The organism is Pseudacidobacterium ailaaui, assembly GCF_000688455.1.
GTDB classification, from domain to species: Bacteria; Acidobacteriota; Terriglobia; order Terriglobales; family Acidobacteriaceae; genus Pseudacidobacterium; species Pseudacidobacterium ailaaui.
On the sequence record NZ_JIAL01000001.1, the window covers coordinates 2,764,920 to 2,781,028 of the forward strand.

A 16,109-nucleotide genomic window follows, 5' to 3' on the forward strand; every position below is an offset into this window, starting at 1 on the left:
GGCGAGAAACCCCTCGTGGATTGTAGGATGGTGGAAGAATGGACCAGGCTGCCCATCATGGCCAGGAGAACCGCGCCGCCCTTGGTGGCTCTCGCCCGATTGCACTGACGATTGCCGGATTTGACCCCTCCTCCGGTGCTGGTATCTCCGCAGATCTAAAGGTGTTTGCCGCACATCGAGTTTACGGGATGGCGTGTATCAGTGCGCTTACCGTGCAATCTACCCTGGGGGTGAAACGGGTCGAACCTGTGCGTGCGGGTCAGGTCCGTGAGAGCCTCGAATGCCTTTTTGAGGACGTTGTTCCCGATGGGGTGAAGATGGGGATGCTGGCCACACCGGAAATCGTAGGCGAGGTTTCGGCCTTTCTCTCTACAAGTCGGTTTCCCAGAGAAAAGATTGTCTTGGATCCTGTCATACGCTCCAGCTCGGGAAAGGAGCTGTTAAGTCCTGGTGGAGTGAAGAGAATGGTTGAAGAGTTATTTCCCTGCGTAGGATGGATTACGCCAAACTTGGATGAGCTGGCGGTTTTGACTCAGGCCGGTTCCGTGTGTCGGGAAGGGATTCCGGAGGCGGCGGCGAGATTGCGGGAAGCATGTCCTGGCCTGAACGTCCTGGTTACCGGTGGTCATCTGGAGCGGCCTGACGATTATCTGCTCCTTTCTTCCGGAGAGTCTTTCTGGGTTGAGGGTGAGTGGGTCAGGACAAATTCGACGCACGGCACCGGATGCGCGCTTTCCTCAGCCTTGCTCTGTGGTCTGATCGCTGGGAAAAACCCGGAGGACGCGGTACTCGCCGCCAAGGCCTGGGTGACCCAGGCCTTGAGAGAGGCCTATCCGGTGGGCAGAGGACGGGGGCCCATGAACCACCTATTCTCTCTGGAAAATCAGGCTGGTTGTGCCTCGATCTCTGCCAGGGACTCTATATAAGGAGGCCGAAGAACCCCTCGTTCCGTAATAATGGCAGTCACATACTTGGCTGGAGTTACATCAAAGGCCGGGTTTTCAATGCCGACACCGTCTGGGGTGAGTTGTTTGCCGGCATGATGCGTGACTTCCACCGCTGGCCGTTGTTCAATCGGAATCAGAGCGCCTGAAGCTGTATCCAGATCAATCGTGGACCAGGGAGCTGCAACATAGAAAGGGATTCCATGCTCTTTGGCCAGAATGGCAACATTGTAGGTTCCAATCTTATTGGCAACATCGCCATTTGCGGCGATGCGGTCGGCTCCGACAACTACCGCCTGGATTTTACCCTGTCGCATGAGACTGGCGGCCATATTGTCACAGATTACTGTCGTAGGGATCCTGTCGTGCAGCAACTCCCAGGCCGTGAGGCGCGCTCCCTGCAGGAAAGGACGGGTCTCATCGGCAAAAACGTGGATTTTTTTCCCCTGCTCGACAGCAGCACGAATGACTCCAAGCGCTGTGCCATATCCACAGGTAGCCAGCGCACCGGCGTTGCAGTGGGTCAGGACCCCGCCTTCGGCGGGCAACAGAGCGGCCCCGTAGGCACCCATCGCCTTACATGCGGCGATGTCTTCCTCGTACATCGTCTGGGCTTCGCGGACGAGCGCTTCGGTAATTGCTTGGTGCGTTCTCTCAGGCTGGGCCAGCAAGGTTCGGAAGCGGGCCCTCATCCGGTCGATGGCCCAGAAAAGATTTACAGCAGTAGGACGGGTGGAGGCCAGAGTTTTAGCGATCTGTTCAAAGTCGGCCTCCAGCTCTTCAAGGGTAGCCGCCTGGCTCTGCTGGATACCAAGGGCAATGCCCATGGCGGCTGAAACTCCGATTGCCGGGGCACCACGCACTACCATGGTCACGATGACCTCTGCGACCTGCTGGTAGCTGGTCGCCAGAACATAAGTTTCTTCCAGAGGAAGCTTTGTCTGGTCTAAAAAGCGGACCCCCTGAGATGTCCATTCGAGTGTGGGAATCATATCTACAGGATAGCAAGGCGGCTGCAGGCCAAAGCCAGAAACAGGCCAGTACAGTTTTCAGAAGAACTATGGAGAGCAAAGGAACCCATAAAAGCAAAAGACGCCGCAAGTGTCGGCGTCTTTTTGTTTACAGTTGCAATGCTGTTACTTCAACTGTGAAACCGTGGCTTTCACTTTTTGCTTTACGTTTTCCGGCAGTGGAGCATAGTAGAGGGAACTCGTTTCGGACTGCCCATGGTCCAGCATCCAGTTAAGGAAATCTTTGATGACCTTTCCATTTTCAGCATTGGGCGCAGGATTTGGGATCAGCAACCAGGTAAAACTGGCGATGGGGTAGGCATTTTTTCCGGGGGCATTGGTGATGGAAACGCGATAGTCGGCAGGCATCTGCTTGACGCTGGCAGCGGCCTCCGTGACCCCTTCGATGCTTGCCTTGACCCAATTGCCGGCAGCGTTCTTTACGTATCCGAAGGGAATTTTATTTTGGAGTGCGTAAATCAACTCTACGTAGCCAATTGCTCCTGGCATCTGGCGGACCAGACCTGCAACCCCTTCGTTGCCTTTTCCTCCGATGCCTTTCGGCCACGCTACGGCGGTATTGCGCCCTACGGAATTTTTCCAATCTGTACTGACTTTGGAGAGGTAGTCGGTAAAGATATAGGTCGTACCACTGCCATCGGAGCGATGGGCGACAATAATGTCTGTATTGGGAAGCTTAACGCCAGGATTGTCTTTTGCAATGCGCGCGTCACTCCAATTATTGATTTTGCCCAAATAGATGTCTGCCAGAACATCGGGAGCAAACTTCAGTTCCGCATTGACTCCAGGCAGGTTGTAAATGGGTACGACTGCGCCAAGCACAGTAGGTATGTGGACAATCTTCACTTTGGATGCCTTGAGCTGTTCATCACTCATCGGGCCATCGCTGGCACCAAAGTCGACCGTGCCGCTGGTCACCTGCCGGATCCCGCCGCCGCTTCCGATTGGCTGATAATTAATCTGAACACCGGGATGCTGGGCGCTGTATTCACTAAACCATTTGGAATAAATGGGATACGGAAAGGTTGCGCCAGCTCCATTGATTTTTTGAGCATGGCCTGCAACTGCTGAACACACCACGAATGCAGCAGCCAAAAGCGTACTTTTTTTCACTGAGAACTCCCCCTCTGGTTAGCAAAACTACAAAGTTATTTTTGGCAGAGATTGTTACAGCCCGTTTACGGATTGGTGAATTAGTGGAAAAAGCCTTCCGGGAGGCTTATGGGTTGACTGTTTGTGTGACGGGGTCACTGGAGGACGATTTCTTTGTCTGAGAGACTGGAAGGGTAAAGTAGAAAGTTACTCCAGAGCCAAGCTCGCTTTCGGCACGAATCGTTCCCCCGTGGGCGAGAATGATGTGCTTCACAATGGCCAGTCCTAGTCCTGTTCCACCCGACTCGCGGGAACGGGCCTTGTCTATGCGGTAGAAGCGTTCGAAGATGCGATCCAGGTGTTCCGAAGCAATACCCGGACCAAAATCACGCACAAAAAATTCAACAGCGTTTTCGAGGTCTTTTGATCCGATGACGATACGCTTGCCGGACCGAGCATACTTCAGAGCATTTTCTATGAGATTTCCGAAGACCTGGTTTAAGGCATCCGGATCAGCCATGACATAGGTCTCCGTCGTCTCAGAGGCTTCCAGCGTCACATCAGAATCAAGGACAATTCCTGTCAGAGAATCGATGGCATCTTCGACCAGCGCTGAGGCACGCATCGGTTGCAGAGCAGGCTTATAGTCGCCAGATTCTACACTGGCAAGCGCCAGAAGGTCCTCGGTAAGGCGGTTCATGCGTGTAGCGTTTTTCAGGATAATGGCAAGAAACTCACGGGCCTGAGAAGAGAGTTTTTCTCCGCCTTCGAGCAACGTTTCCACGTATCCGGAAATCGAGGTCAAGGGTGTGCGCAGTTCGTGGGAGACATTGGCAATAAAATCGCGTCTTGTCTTTTCCGCGCGCTCAATACTGGTTACGTCGTGGAGCACCGCTACAGCGCCTCCCTCCGGAGTAGGCGCAGCGTTGACTTCAAAAATTCTGCCAGGGGCCACACTTAAGGCCTTGCCGGTAAAATTCACTCTTTGTCTGAGCGCCCCTTCCACGCAGCTGAGGACATCGGGATCGCGGACCAGCTCTACCAGGCGGCGGCCCTCGCGCACAGCACTGGCGCAGATGCGTTGCATCACAGCATTCGACCAGATGATCTGTCCCTGGGCATTTACTGCCACAACAGCTTCCTGCATGCTGTCGAGCAGCGCGGTCAGTTCCCGGCGGCTGGCCTCTAGTTCACGGAAGCTCTGCTCCAGGCGGCTGGCCGTCATGTCCAGGGCGCGGGCCACATCCGAGAGTTCGTCCAGATTTTCTTCCTGCAGGCGGGCGGAAAGATCGCCAGCGGCAATTCGGTTGGCAAAAAGAACAATACGGTCCAGTCTTTGGGAGATGCGTCCGGTCAGAAAAGCCGCCAGCAATGTTGCTGCCGCCAGCGCCAGGAAAGAGGCAAGCAGTAGGTCCAGTGCTCCATGGGGCTGTTCCCTTATGGTGCGTTCAAGAATGGGCCGCAAAGAAAGATCGAAAATTGCAGTACCGGCAAGCAGCACAAATACGAAAGAGAGAAGCAGTTTCGTGAATACTTTTCGCATTTTCACAAGTGCTGCGATCCTATCGATGCTGCGGAGTGGTGTAGGCCCTCATCTGCCCGTAGCACTCAGAAGGTCCTGGACAAGATGGTATGCCACGGCATCTGGCACTACTGTACGGGCCGGGGAATCTCAAAACGATATCCGGCACCACGTACTGTCTTGAGATACCGGGGGTTCTCCGGATCCGTTTCGATTTTCTCACGGATGCGGCGCACGTAAACATCCACGGACCGCGGCGTAACGAAGCGGGCATCACCCCAGACAGCATCGAGCAGGTGGTCGCGGCTGAAAACGCGTCCTGGATGGCGGGCCAGATAATCCAACAGGCGGAATTCAGTAGCCGTGGTAGTGGCAATTTCACCACGAACCTTGAGCTGCATGGCCCCGGCGTCTATGACGATGTCCTCAAAGCTGATGATGGAGGGTGTGGAGGGACGTTCAAAGCGGCGCAGCACGGCCTTTACACGGGCCAGCAGTTCTCTGGGAGCAAACGGCTTTGTGATGTAATCATCCGCACCCATTTCCAGTCCCAGCACGCGGTCATTTTCAGAGGCGCGCGCAGTCAGGAAGATAATGGGCACAGTGCTCAAAGCGGCATGGTTCCTGAGCCGGCGGCAGACATCCAGGCCATCTCCTCCAGGTACCATGATGTCCAGCAGGAAGAGGGAGGGGGCTGACGCTCAGCATCAGCAATTACGTTAGAAGGGTTCGCGTAAACGCGTGCGCCGAAGCCGGCTGCTTCCAGATGATGCTGTACTAACCGGGAAATGTCCGAGTCATCCTCAAGTACAAATATTGTTTGGCTCAAGCTGGTTTTTAACCTCACAGGCTACCCGCCTACAGCTTACTCCAGGTGTGCAAAAGGAATGCTAATGTTTTGTTAATTCAGCAGGGTCAAGCTGGAAAGATCGGCCTCTGGGAGGGACACATGCGGGTCTGCTGGCTTCTGGACTCCCTGCTAGGCAGGGAGGATGAGGGTTCTGGTGTCAGGCCCCTGAATGCTATACTCTGGCAACAGTCCTTCTTTTGATCGGGATTTGAGCCAGCTTCCGGCAGATGGAAAAGAGCGCGCCATTTACGGTCCTCTGTGTTGACGACGAGGTCCTTGGATTGCAGATCAGGAAGGCCCTGCTCGAACATGCCGGATTTGCTGTGATTACTGCCCTCAACGGGCAGGAAGCTTTGGCTCTCTTTCAGAGCAAAAATCATTCCATACAGATTGTGCTGCTGGATTACCTGATGCCGGGTATGAACGGAGGCGAAGTTGCGCTCAAGCTCCGCGCGCTAGACCCCAAAGTTCCGATTCTCATGCACACAGCATGTGTGGACCTTCCGGATGAGGTTCGAGGGTTAGTGGACGATGTTCTGTCAAAAGGAGAAGGTCCTCAGGCGTTATTACATCGTATGCAACAGGTCCTGGAAGCATCACAATTGGCGGCAAAGAGGGGGAAGTGAAGCTTCAGGAATTTCAGCGGGTACTACGGCAGGCGTTCTTTGTACCGATTTTGACTCTGCTGGCCCTGGCGGGCATTCTTCTCTGGCAAATTGCCGCCACCCAAAAGGCCCAAAGATGGCTGGACCATAGCGACGAAATCAGCGGGGAAATTGCTGAATTGGAAAGCCTGATCATTGATCAGGAGACGGGTCTCCGGGGTTACGAGCTTACTGGAGATGCGATGATGCTGGTGCCTTTCTATTCTGCCGCGCAGCCGATTCAGGGACACTTTGCTCAACTACGCCGGCAGATCGCAGACGATCCGGTGAAACTACGAGATCTGGAACGTATCTCGACGCGCTATGAAACCTGGCTGTCCTTTGCGCAAGCGATACTTTCTTCACCGGCGAATTTTACCAACCGCAATCTGAACCGCCATGGCGGAGAGCTGATGTACGCAGTGCGTGATGCCGTCCGGCAAATGGCCCGCGCCGAAGACCAGTCACGCCAGCAATGGCTGAAACATACCATTTCTCAGGAGCGGCGTGAGATCGTAGTGCTTCTTTCAGGGACAGCCTTGGTAGGTCTGATGCTCAGCTTCTTTTCTCTATCACGTCTGCACAAAGTCTCTGGTGCCTACCAGCAATCGCTCTTTCTGCTGGAAAAAAGAGGGGAGAAGCTGCGGACCATTTTGCGTTCCATAGGGGATGCTGTGATTGTCTGCCAGGCCGATGGATCCATTGAGTTTATGAATCCTGTGGCTGAAGATCTGACTGGCTGGAAAGAAGAAGAGGCGGCGGGACGTGCGCTGGCCGAAATTTTTCGGATTGTAAATGAAGAAACCAATGAGCCGGCGGAAAATCCAGTCGAGAAAGTAAGACGGCTGAAAAAGGTCATCGGTCTGGCAAATCATACAGCTTTAATTGCTCGCGACGGCGTCCGCCGCATCATTGATGACAGTGCTGCGCCGATCCTCAGCCAGGATGGCCAGATGACCGGAATTGTCCTCGTATTTCGGGATGTGACGGAGAAACGTCGCGCTGAGGCCGCCCTTGCTGTCAGCGAAAAGCTGGCAGTGGCGGGCCGCCTTGCTGCCAGCATCGCGCATGAAATTCATAATCCTCTGGATTCCATTGGTAATTTGCATTATTTGCTGGCGCAGGAAAAAGATGCGGCACGGAGAGATGAATATCTGAAAATGGCGCAACAGGAACTGGACCGTACTCTGCAAATTAGCCGCAGCTTGCTCAGTCTTTACCGTGAACCGAATGCGCCTGTCGAGGTAAACCTTGGCGAACTGCTGAGCAGTGTGCTGCTTCTTCTGCGTCGCAGATTAGATCATCAAGGCACCGTGGTGACACAGCAAAATAAGGACAATATTGTCATCGAAGGTTTTCCTGCGGAATTGCGCCAGGTATTCACAAATCTCATCCTGAACGCGGCAGAGGCGGCGGGTCGGCCTGGAAAAATTCTGATTCAGATCAGCAGGTCTGTGGGCAATGACTCTCGCGCTCCCGGAGTTACCGTCGAAATCTATGACAGTGGCGCGGGCATTTCTCCGCAGGTGGCTTCCAAACTCTTTCAACCCTTTTTTACGACCAAGGGTAGCCAGGGTACGGGATTAGGGCTTTGGATTAGCCTGGGAATTGTCCAGAAGCATGGTGGGTCCATCCATATTGGGAACAGTGATCTTCCGGAATATACAGGCGCTTGCGTTCAGGTCTATCTCCCCGCCCGGACGCTGGCGACTGCGCAATCTCGTTCCACGCCATATGTCGGCTGATAGGTCCAGTCAAAGATAAAAACCGATGGCGGAATTTCTACATTGATTGCACAGGAATCTGCATAATGTCTTCCACCAGGCCCACTTCCTTTTGCACAAATGGCTCGGCATAACGAACGCCACCGAGAAGTCCATAATGCCTTGCTTCGGCAAAGGTGCGTTCACGGATTTCCTCCTCAGGGACAAAGAGAGAGCTGCCTGTCGGCTGATTTCTGTATTGTGATTTGTATGCCATGAGGGCCTGATGACGCTGCTCGATGAAGGGCGTAATGTCTACAACAAAACTGGGACGAACATCCGCGTAAAGGCTGGCATACAGAATTTTGAAAGGTCGGTGTGGCGGGGTCCCGGTGTCGAGTTTCGCCAGTCCGGAGAGGAAACACGCTTCGTAGCCTAGTATGGAAGTGGTGTAGTGATCAGGGTGGCGGCCTGTCCAGTAAGGAAGAATCACAACTCGTGGGCAAAGTTGCCGCAAAACTCGGACAATTTTGATGCGATTTTCCCAGGTGTTTTCCACCCGGCCGTCAGGAAGATCGAGTGCTTCGCGCCAGCTAACGCCAAGAATACTGGCAGCTTGGGCGGCTTCTGCGGCACGTTCTTCGGCAGAACCACGCGTGCCTGCTTCCCCCTGGGTCAGGTCGAGTATGGCCGTGCTCCAGCCAAGTGCCTTCATTTTCAATAACGTACCGCCGCACGTCTGTTCGACGTCGTCACGGTGTGCGGCAATTGCGAGAATGTCCGGCATACTCTTCTTTTAAGTCCGGCCTTTCGGTGCGACAGCGGACCGAGGGTCTTGGAACGCGGCGAAAGCGCCTTTGCCATTGTTAAGAATTACTTCTTATTTTTCAATGCGTTTAACGTGATTTTCAAAAAGTTAATTTAGCTTATGTGGTGGTGAACCTTAAAGTCCAGGAAACTCGTGTGCCCGGCCTGTCGATTCCATCAGGACCTGCACCGGTATCATCGTCGGCATCGAATCCGGACCAGCCGCCTTCGGTGGTGCGGTCCTTTTTATTGTCTCGCGGAAATTCCGCCTGGAGTGATCGCGCCTTCAAGTGGCTGATGCTGTTTTGTGCGCTCAGTGTTTTCTTTATCGTAGCTTTGATTGCCTGGCAGCTCCTGCTGCGGTCTAGGTTGACGATCGCAAAGTTTGGTCTAAGTTTCTTTTTTAAGAGTGCGTGGGACCCGGTGTCCGGGGACTTTGGGGCGCTTCCATTTATCTACGGGACCGTAGTTTCTTCACTGGTGGCCCTGATCATTGCTGTGCCACTGGCCGTGGGCGTCGCGGTGTTTCTTACAGAGATGTGCCCAAAAGTTCTGCGTGGTCCGCTCTCGTTCCTCACAGAGCTGCTGGCGGCCATCCCCAGCGTTGTTTACGGGCTGTGGGCAGTTTTTGTGCTGGTGCCAATTCTGCGTGAACACGTCAATCCTTTTTTGATGAAGACCCTGGGGTGGACAGGTCTCTTTAGCGGGCCGAACTTTGGTATTGGGATGCTGGCTGCCGGTGTGATTCTTGCCATTATGATCCTGCCCATCATTTCCTCGCTCACGCGTGAAGTAATGTCGGCTGTACCGCACTCCCAGCGTGAGGCCGTGCTGGCCTTAGGAGCCACCCGGTGGGAAATGATCCGGATGGGAGTGCTGCGCAATGCCCGAATTGGCATTGTGGGCGCCATTATTCTGGGACTAGGGCGAGCGTTGGGTGAAACGATGGCCGTCACGATGGTCATTGGTAATCGGCCTGAAATTGCAAAGTCGCTCCTGTCGCTGGGGTACAGCATGTCGAGCGTGATTGCCAACGAATTCAGCGAGGCATCTGATGACCTTTACCTTAGCGCGCTCATCGAAATTGGACTGGCGCTCTTTCTTGTGACGATTCTGGTCAATGCTCTGGCACGTTTACTGGTTTGGGCGGTGACGCGCGGTGCCCCGGCGAGGGTAGTGTGATGACGACTCGCCGGTACAAGGCCGGAAAGGCCAATCAGTGGCGCCGTTTTTTTGCCAACCATCTGGCTACCGCGATTGCCGTGGCCAGCACGGTCATTGTTGTAGCACCTCTGGTTGCAGTCTTTCTTTATCTCCTTTACAAAGGGGCAAGCTCGCTCAATCTGAATTTCTTCACGCAAATCCCGCGTCCGGTAGGAGAAAGCGGCGGGGGCATGGCAAATGCAATTGTTGGATCTGCCGTGCTGCTCGTATTAGGAAGCCTTCTGGGGGTCCCTCTGGGGATCGCAGCGGGAATCTATCTGGCAGAATTCGGGCGTGGAGGAAAGCTGGCAAACTTTGTCCGATTCACGGCAGACGTATTGAACGGTGTGCCTTCCATTGTCATGGGTATCGCAGTATATGCCCTGATTGTTCTGCCGCAAAAGCATTTTTCGGCGCTAGCAGGCGGTGTGGCCTTGGGCATCATGATGATCCCAACCATCACGCGGACCACCGAAGAGATGCTGCTGATGGTGCCCAATGCTATCCGTGAAGCCGCCCTGGGGTTGGGCGTACCCAACTGGCGCTCAGTACTTTCCATTACGCTGAAGACCGCCAGTCCGGGTGTAATTACCGGATGTATGTTGGCCTTTGCGCGCGTAGCAGGGGAGACGGCCCCGCTCCTTTTTACAGCCTTTGGCAATAATTTCTGGAGTACGAGTATTAACGAGCCGATTGCTGCACTGCCTCTCCAGATCTATGTTTATGCCATTTCCCCCTATGATGAATGGCACCGTCTGGCCTGGGCAGGTGCACTGGTCCTGATTCTTTTAATCGTTGTGTCCGTCGCGCTGGTGCGTTATGTGACGACCCGCGGCGTCTTGAAGGGAGCAAGTTAAGTGGGTGTTGGGATTGAAGTTCAAGGCCTGAATGCCTGGTATGGAAACAACCATACGCTGCAGGACATCAACCTGCATATTCCAGCCAATCAGGCCACGGCGCTCATCGGACCTTCAGGGTGCGGCAAGAGCACTTTTGTCCGTTGTCTGAACCGGATGCATGAAACAAATCCTATCGCCAAGGTGGAAGGCTCTGTGCGCATCGGAGGGCTGGACATTTATAGCGATGCGTCCCCTGTGGAGATACGGCGACGCGTCGGCATGGTCTTTCAGCGGCCGAACCCCTTTCCGACGATGTCGATTTATGACAATGTCGCATCCGGCCTGAGGTTGAATGGTTTTCGAAACCGCCGTGTTCTGGATGAGGTCGTGGAACGTTCGTTGAAACATGCTGCGCTTTGGGACGAGGTCAAAGACGATCTGAAAAAGAAGTCTGGGGCCAGTCTGTCTGGCGGCCAGCAGCAGCGTCTCTGTATTGCGCGGGCGCTTGCTGTTGACCCTGAAGTATTGTTGATGGACGAACCTGCGTCTGCGTTGGATCCGGTCTCCACGGCCAAGATCGAGGACCTAATCTTCCAGCTCAAGTCCCAGTACACCATTGTGATCGTGACCCATAACATGCAGCAGGCGGCCCGAGTGGCGGAGCGTACCGGATTTTTCCTGAGCGGCAAGCTGGTGGAGTTCGATACAACGCACAAAATTTTCACGAACCCGGGTGACAAACGGACAGAAGATTACATCACAGGTAGGTTTGGATGACTCGCCTACGTTTCCACAAGAGTCTTGATGAGTTGAAAGAGAAGCTGCTGGTCGTAGCGGGAATGGCCGAGCAGTCTATCCAGCGCGCTGTGGAAGCGTACAGGACGCGCGACCTGTCTATCTGCGATCTGGTGGACCGTGGTGAGATGGCCATCAACCGTCTGGAACGCGAGATTGACCAGATGGCACTTGATCTTTTGGCCATGGAACAGCCGATGGCCATTGACCTGCGTTTTATCCTGGCTGTCATCAAGATCAATGCTGACCTTGAGCGGGTAGGGGATTCGGCCGTGAATATCGTGGAGCGTGTGCGCGACCTTCAGGCCTATTCTGCGATTGATTTGCCGATTGACATACCGCGCATGGCGGAACTTGCTGCTGCTATGGTGCGCCGGGCGCTGCAATCATTTATCGAGGCCGATGCCAAAATGGCAGAATCTGTGCTCGTGATGGATGACAGCGTAGACAAAATGAATGAAGCCATTCATTATGCTCTGCTGAATGTCATGCGCACCATGCCCCAACATACTCCGCAGGCACTGGATGCCATTGTGATTGCGCGAAGCCTGGAAAGGGTAGCAGACCATGCCACAAATATTGCAGAAGATGTGATTTTCTGGGTGCAGGGGCACGATGTCCGGCACCAGTTAAGTGTGAGTGCTGGAAGCAATGAACCAGCCCGGTCAGAATAAACCCATCTTTCCGTAGCGGCCCCCCGGCCGGGCTGATGGTGCAGTTTTTCAAGCGATGCGCTCAATGACCAGAGATTCAATGACGACAGGTTTTACTGGTTTGTCTTGCGGGCCGCGGGGTACCCGTGAGATTTTGTCAGCAACTGCCTGCCCTTCTACCACTTCCCCAAAGATTGTGTGCTTTCCTGTGAGCCACTGCGTGGGTGCAACGGTGATGAAGAACTGCGATCCATTCGTGTTCGGGCCAGCATTGGCCATGGCCAGCTTCCCAGGCCGGTCAAAATTGTGGGGAGATCCTTTGGTTTCATCCTCAAATCGATAGCTAGGACCTCCAAAACCTGAACCGGCAGGATCGCCTCCCTGAATCATGAAATCAGGAATGACACGATGGAAGATCGTTCCATCATAGAGCTTGTCCTTGCTCTTCTTATTTGTGACCGGGTGCGTCCATTCGCGGGTGCCCTCAGCAAGTTCAATAAAGTTGCTGACTGTTTTTGGCGCGTCTTTCTCGAAAAGACGGCAAACGATGGTCCCTTCGCTGGTGTTAAAGATGGCGTAGGTTCCTGATGTACGGGCCATAAAACTCCTTTTCATGAAAATACGTAGCTTGTGGTTGCTCGTCTTTCGCAAGGGCGAAAGTCGCTGGATATCACTGCGGATTTGTACCACCTGTGGCAGGTGCGGGCTGGGCCTGTCCGGCGGGAACAATCGTCACTTTTTTTAAAACCACCGGTTCAATCGGCTTATCGTTATCGTCCCGGGGCACGCGAGCAATGGATTTGACGACAAGGATACTTGAATCATCACATTGTCCAAAGATGGTGTGCTTCTGATTCAGGTGTTCCGTGGGTACCTCAGTAATAAAAAACTGGGAACCATTTGTGTTCGGACCCGAATTGGCCATTGCCAGCCGTCCGGGAACATCAAAATTCAAGTTAGGATCAAACTCATCTTCGAACATGTAGCCTGGATCGCCGGTTCCCGTACCGGTTGGGTCGCCACCCTGAATCATAAATTCAGGGATTACGCGATGAAAGATGGTCCCGTCGTAGAAAGGTTTGTTATGCATCTTCTGATGCGTGACCGGGTCGGTCCAGTCTTTTGTGCCTTCAGCAAGGCCAACGAAATTAGCGACAGTCTTTGGGGCCTGTTGATCAAAGAGCCGGCAGGTAATGCGACCCATTGTTGTGTCAAAGATGGCCGTGGGGCCGGTCGGCTGAGGGCTGATGTGCGCCTGTGTTTCAGGGGAATCGGGAAGGTCCTGGGAGGAAGTGGGCGTAGTTTGCTGCGCAAAGCCCTGACACGTCAGGGCCAACGAAATTGTTACGAGCGATAAAAAACGTAAAACGGCATCCATGCGGGTCTCAAAATGTTAGGGTACAGCATGGAAGCGGAAGATGAAAACCTAACTTGCAGCCTTGACTGCGGCTGTAGCTGAAACCAGAAGGATCCAGCCAAAAAGAGGAGCAACGTTGCTGGAAGGGGCCGTGACTCCTCGGACCGATGCGACATCGTTATAGGGGATTTGCGAGAAGTCGTTTCTCGTGACTTCTCGGAGAGCAAACGACGTGGCGGACAATGGTCCGAGATGGCCATAGCACTGAGAGCCATCCCGAAAAATCAGATAAAGATAGGTGCCCTGGGGGTATGAGGCGAGCTGACGGGCTGTTTTACGCCCCTTTCTATCCACAGCGGAGAGGGCGTGAAACACATACGCGCCTGAAATCAGTCCATACAGAACCAGGCATTTCAACATACCAGGTTTCTTTTTCGATTCATCCGATTCGGACGCAAGCGTCTCGCGAATTCTGCGAAAGGAGGGAAGAGCCACCCATGTTCTTCTTTGGTCTTTCAAGTGCTCCTCACTTTTTAAAGGGCTGCTGTTCTGAAATCCTGGGCCTGATGTCGGGTTCGGATTGCAGTCGTTTTGCTGTGGCCTCCACCTCGCGCATGACGCGCAAAAGGTTACCGCCCAGAATCTTGTCACAATCTGCCGCTGAATAGCCGCGTGCCATGAGCGCCTGGGTGATTTTCGGCAGGTCGGCGGCAGAATTGATCCCCTCAGGAAGCTGGTTGGATACACCGTCAAAATCAGAGCCAAGTCCTACGTGGTCAATGCCTGCAACCTTGGCAATGTGGTCAATATGGTCAATTAAATCGCTGAGCGGAGGGCGGGGAATACGATCGAGATACTGTTGCTCAAGCTTGTCTAGTTCACCATAGGTAACCTGTTTGCCTTCTTTTGCATATTGCTCCTTCAATGCTTCCTTGGCTTTGGCAATCTCTGGTTCCATGGCCAGCATAGCGTCGCGATATTTCTGGCTGATGAAAGCAGCGTAATAATTCACCATGACAACGCCGCCTTTGCTGTCCGGACCTCCGCTACGGGCCACGGCGCGAAGCATGTCATCGGTCATGTTCCGCGGCGCATTGCATAAAGCGCGCGCCGAAGAGTGCGACGCAATGACCGGAGCGCGTGAGGTAATGACAGCGCGGTAGAAGGTCTTGTCTGCTACATGCGAGATGTCTACCATCATGCCGAGCCGGTTCATTTCATAGACGACATCCTTGCCAAAATCCGTCAGTCCGTCCTGTGTATGGTTGACGGCGGGATTGTTGATGTCGCCCGATGAGTCGGCCCAGCCGTTTGAATTTGACCATGTGAGCGTCATATAGCGAACGCCCAGCCGGTAATAATCGCGCAGCAAGGCCAGTGAATCTTCGATGGAATGACCGCCTTCAATGCCCATCAATGCAGCCAGTTTGTGTTCCCGATGGGCCGCGAGAATGTCATCGGCGGTAAAGGCCATGCGCATCTTGTCCGGATGTTTTGCGGCCTGTTGATAGACGGCATCAATCAGCTCTAAAGTCCGCCTGGCATAATGACCTTTATAAAGGTCTGGCTCAACCCAGATAGAAAAGAACTCCGCGCCAAGATTGCCTTCTTTGGCTGATTCGAAATTGAGGTTTCCTCCTCGTAGAGGACCGTCCAGGTCATAATTTTCATCCAGCAGACGCTGTGTCGTGTCGGCATGCGTATCAATCACGATGGCATTGCGATGGACTGCAAGAGGATTCACGGAGGGACCTGCCCCATTCTTTTGCGCAGTGGTTTGGGCTGCCAGAGGAAGAACCGTAAGCAGAAGAGCAGCAAGGGAATTTTGTCTCATGTGGTTCAGTTGTTGGCCGGATTGTAGCAGAGATAGAGCAAAAATAAATCAGGTATTTCTGTGCTAAGTTGACTGGGTGAGGACATTACGAGATTTTTTTATCGCGATGGCCGGGATGCTGGCCCCGTTCGCACTTTGCCAGACCTCATATTTAGAACAAGGGCTGACCGCGTTGAAAGACCATCAGCCCCAGCAGGCGCTCAGCGCATTCCAGCAGGCTTTGCAGCAAAATCCCAGCGACGTGGCGGCCAACTTGTATGCCGCAGGGGCAGCACTGGAGCTTTATCAGGGTGGCCTGGCGGTCCAGTACGCTGAACGGGCAAGAGAGCTTTCTCCCAACAACTGGAAGGTGCATACGACTCTCGTAGTGGCCTATGCTATGGCAGGTAGGGTCCAGCAGCGGGATGCTGAGCGGGAGCTGCTCCGCAGGCTGCATTCCGACCCTAAAGCTCCCGAGGCAGTGCAAACCAGCGGTTTTCTGCTGGACATGTTTCCTGTGAAGCAGTATCGCGTGGAAGCGGTGGAGTTTTTTCAGCCTGTCGGGAAATTCAATGTTTACTATCGCTTCATCATAAGAGCTCCTCAGGGAAAGCGCATCTGGGCCTTCAATATCGAAAGCAATGATTTTGACGAGAAGTCCTGGGAACAGGCACACCCACAGCAGGCAGCCGAAGGAGATCGCCAGTTCCAGATTACGGGGGAAGGTGGAGGACGGAATGTGGATTATGAGATGTTCTCGGGCAAACCTGCTTATGATTCTGTAAAAGCGCGGATCCTGCGCATCCTGAATGCTCAGACCGCGCCGTTTCCTGGCGAGAATCCGTAGAATAAAAGA

Annotated in this window: 16 protein-coding genes and 1 pseudogene; 8 read left to right on the plus strand and 9 right to left on the minus strand. The window is 53.8% G+C overall.

Features of this window, described 5'->3' with window-relative positions; genetic code table 11:
• The first annotated feature begins 38 nt into the window (after positions 1-38).
• Complete coding sequence (thiD, locus tag N655_RS18805; protein ID WP_044934599.1) at positions 39-926, plus strand: bifunctional hydroxymethylpyrimidine kinase/phosphomethylpyrimidine kinase; 888 nt, start codon at positions 39-41, stop codon at positions 924-926.
• On the opposite strand, the gene mtnA is transcribed toward thiD, so the two are convergent.
• The 4 genes and pseudogenes from mtnA to N655_RS18815 form a co-directional block, all read right to left on the minus strand.
• Entirely contained in the window at positions 884-1,936 is a 1,053-nt protein-coding gene (gene mtnA / locus N655_RS0112390; RefSeq protein WP_026443240.1) for an S-methyl-5-thioribose-1-phosphate isomerase, read from the minus strand. The two genes, thiD and mtnA, sit on opposite strands and share 43 nt — an antisense overlap.
• A 144-nt stretch (positions 1,937-2,080) precedes the next feature.
• Positions 2,081-3,070 (minus strand): phosphate ABC transporter substrate-binding protein PstS, encoded by a 990-nt coding sequence (gene pstS, locus N655_RS0112395; protein ID WP_238324717.1) that lies wholly within the window; start codon positions 3,068-3,070, stop codon positions 2,081-2,083.
• Positions 3,071-3,194: 124 nt separating this feature from the next.
• Positions 3,195-4,610: a HAMP domain-containing sensor histidine kinase gene (locus tag N655_RS18810; RefSeq protein ID WP_049961415.1), complete on the minus strand. Its 1,416-nt coding sequence runs from the start codon at positions 4,608-4,610 to the stop codon at positions 3,195-3,197.
• 107 nt (positions 4,611-4,717) lie between these two features.
• Positions 4,718-5,418: pseudogene (locus tag N655_RS18815) on the minus strand (winged helix-turn-helix domain-containing protein).
• A 248-nt stretch (positions 5,419-5,666) separates the two neighbouring features.
• Here N655_RS18815 and N655_RS18820 point away from each other — a divergent pair.
• Positions 5,667-6,065 carry a response regulator gene (locus tag N655_RS18820; RefSeq protein ID WP_044934601.1) on the plus strand — a complete coding sequence of 133 codons (399 nt, stop codon included), beginning with the start codon at positions 5,667-5,669 and terminating at the stop codon, positions 6,063-6,065.
• The gene (locus N655_RS18825; protein ID WP_044934605.1) at positions 6,062-7,828 is read left to right on the plus strand and encodes a CHASE3 domain-containing protein; all 1,767 of its coding nucleotides are present in this window, start codon (positions 6,062-6,064) and stop codon (positions 7,826-7,828) included. The genes N655_RS18820 and N655_RS18825 overlap by 4 nt, the downstream gene beginning before the upstream one ends.
• A 37-nt stretch (positions 7,829-7,865) precedes the next feature.
• Here N655_RS18825 and bshB1 read toward each other — a convergent pair whose 3' ends face one another.
• Positions 7,866-8,573, minus strand: a complete 708-nt coding sequence (gene bshB1 / locus N655_RS0112425; RefSeq protein ID WP_026443242.1) for a bacillithiol biosynthesis deacetylase BshB1 — start codon at positions 8,571-8,573, stop codon at positions 7,866-7,868.
• A gap of 149 nt (positions 8,574-8,722) precedes the next feature.
• Here bshB1 and pstC point away from each other — a divergent pair, with 149 nt between their 5' ends.
• The 4 genes from pstC to phoU are packed head-to-tail and all read left to right on the plus strand — an operon-like array spanning position 8,723 to position 12,104.
• Positions 8,723-9,775, plus strand: a complete 1,053-nt coding sequence (pstC, locus tag N655_RS0112430) for a phosphate ABC transporter permease subunit PstC (protein ID WP_349509488.1) — start codon at positions 8,723-8,725, stop codon at positions 9,773-9,775.
• On the plus strand, positions 9,775-10,653 hold the full coding sequence (gene pstA, locus N655_RS0112435; RefSeq protein ID WP_026443244.1) for a phosphate ABC transporter permease PstA: 879 nt from the start codon (positions 9,775-9,777) through the stop codon (positions 10,651-10,653). Before pstC ends, pstA begins: the two co-directional genes overlap by 1 nt.
• Positions 10,654-11,412, plus strand: coding sequence for a phosphate ABC transporter ATP-binding protein PstB (gene pstB, locus N655_RS0112440; protein ID WP_026443245.1), 759 nt, complete (start codon positions 10,654-10,656; stop codon positions 11,410-11,412).
• Positions 11,409-12,104, plus strand: a complete 696-nt coding sequence (gene phoU / locus N655_RS0112445; protein WP_026443246.1) for a phosphate signaling complex protein PhoU — start codon at positions 11,409-11,411, stop codon at positions 12,102-12,104. The genes pstB and phoU overlap by 4 nt, the downstream gene beginning before the upstream one ends.
• Positions 12,105-12,152: 48 nt before the next feature.
• Here the strand turns inward: phoU and N655_RS0112450 are convergent, their stop codons facing one another.
• From N655_RS0112450 to N655_RS18835, 4 genes are all read right to left on the minus strand, one after another.
• On the minus strand, positions 12,153-12,683 hold the full coding sequence (locus N655_RS0112450) for a peptidylprolyl isomerase (protein WP_026443247.1): 531 nt from the start codon (positions 12,681-12,683) through the stop codon (positions 12,153-12,155).
• Positions 12,684-12,753: 70 nt separating this feature from the next.
• Positions 12,754-13,461: a peptidylprolyl isomerase gene (locus tag N655_RS18830; RefSeq protein ID WP_044934608.1), complete on the minus strand. Its 708-nt coding sequence runs from the start codon at positions 13,459-13,461 to the stop codon at positions 12,754-12,756.
• Positions 13,462-13,509: 48 nt separating this feature from the next.
• Entirely contained in the window at positions 13,510-13,860 is a 351-nt protein-coding gene (locus N655_RS0112460) for a hypothetical protein (protein ID WP_026443248.1), read from the minus strand.
• 106 nt (positions 13,861-13,966) lie between these two features.
• Positions 13,967-15,274 carry a dipeptidase gene (locus N655_RS18835; protein WP_044934612.1) on the minus strand — a complete coding sequence of 436 codons (1,308 nt, stop codon included), beginning with the start codon at positions 15,272-15,274 and terminating at the stop codon, positions 13,967-13,969.
• Positions 15,275-15,350: 76 nt separating this feature from the next.
• Between N655_RS18835 and N655_RS0112470 the strand changes: the two genes are divergently transcribed.
• Positions 15,351-16,100 carry a hypothetical protein gene (locus N655_RS0112470; RefSeq protein ID WP_155987587.1) on the plus strand — a complete coding sequence of 250 codons (750 nt, stop codon included), beginning with the start codon at positions 15,351-15,353 and terminating at the stop codon, positions 16,098-16,100.
• Positions 16,101-16,109: the final 9 nt, after the last annotated feature.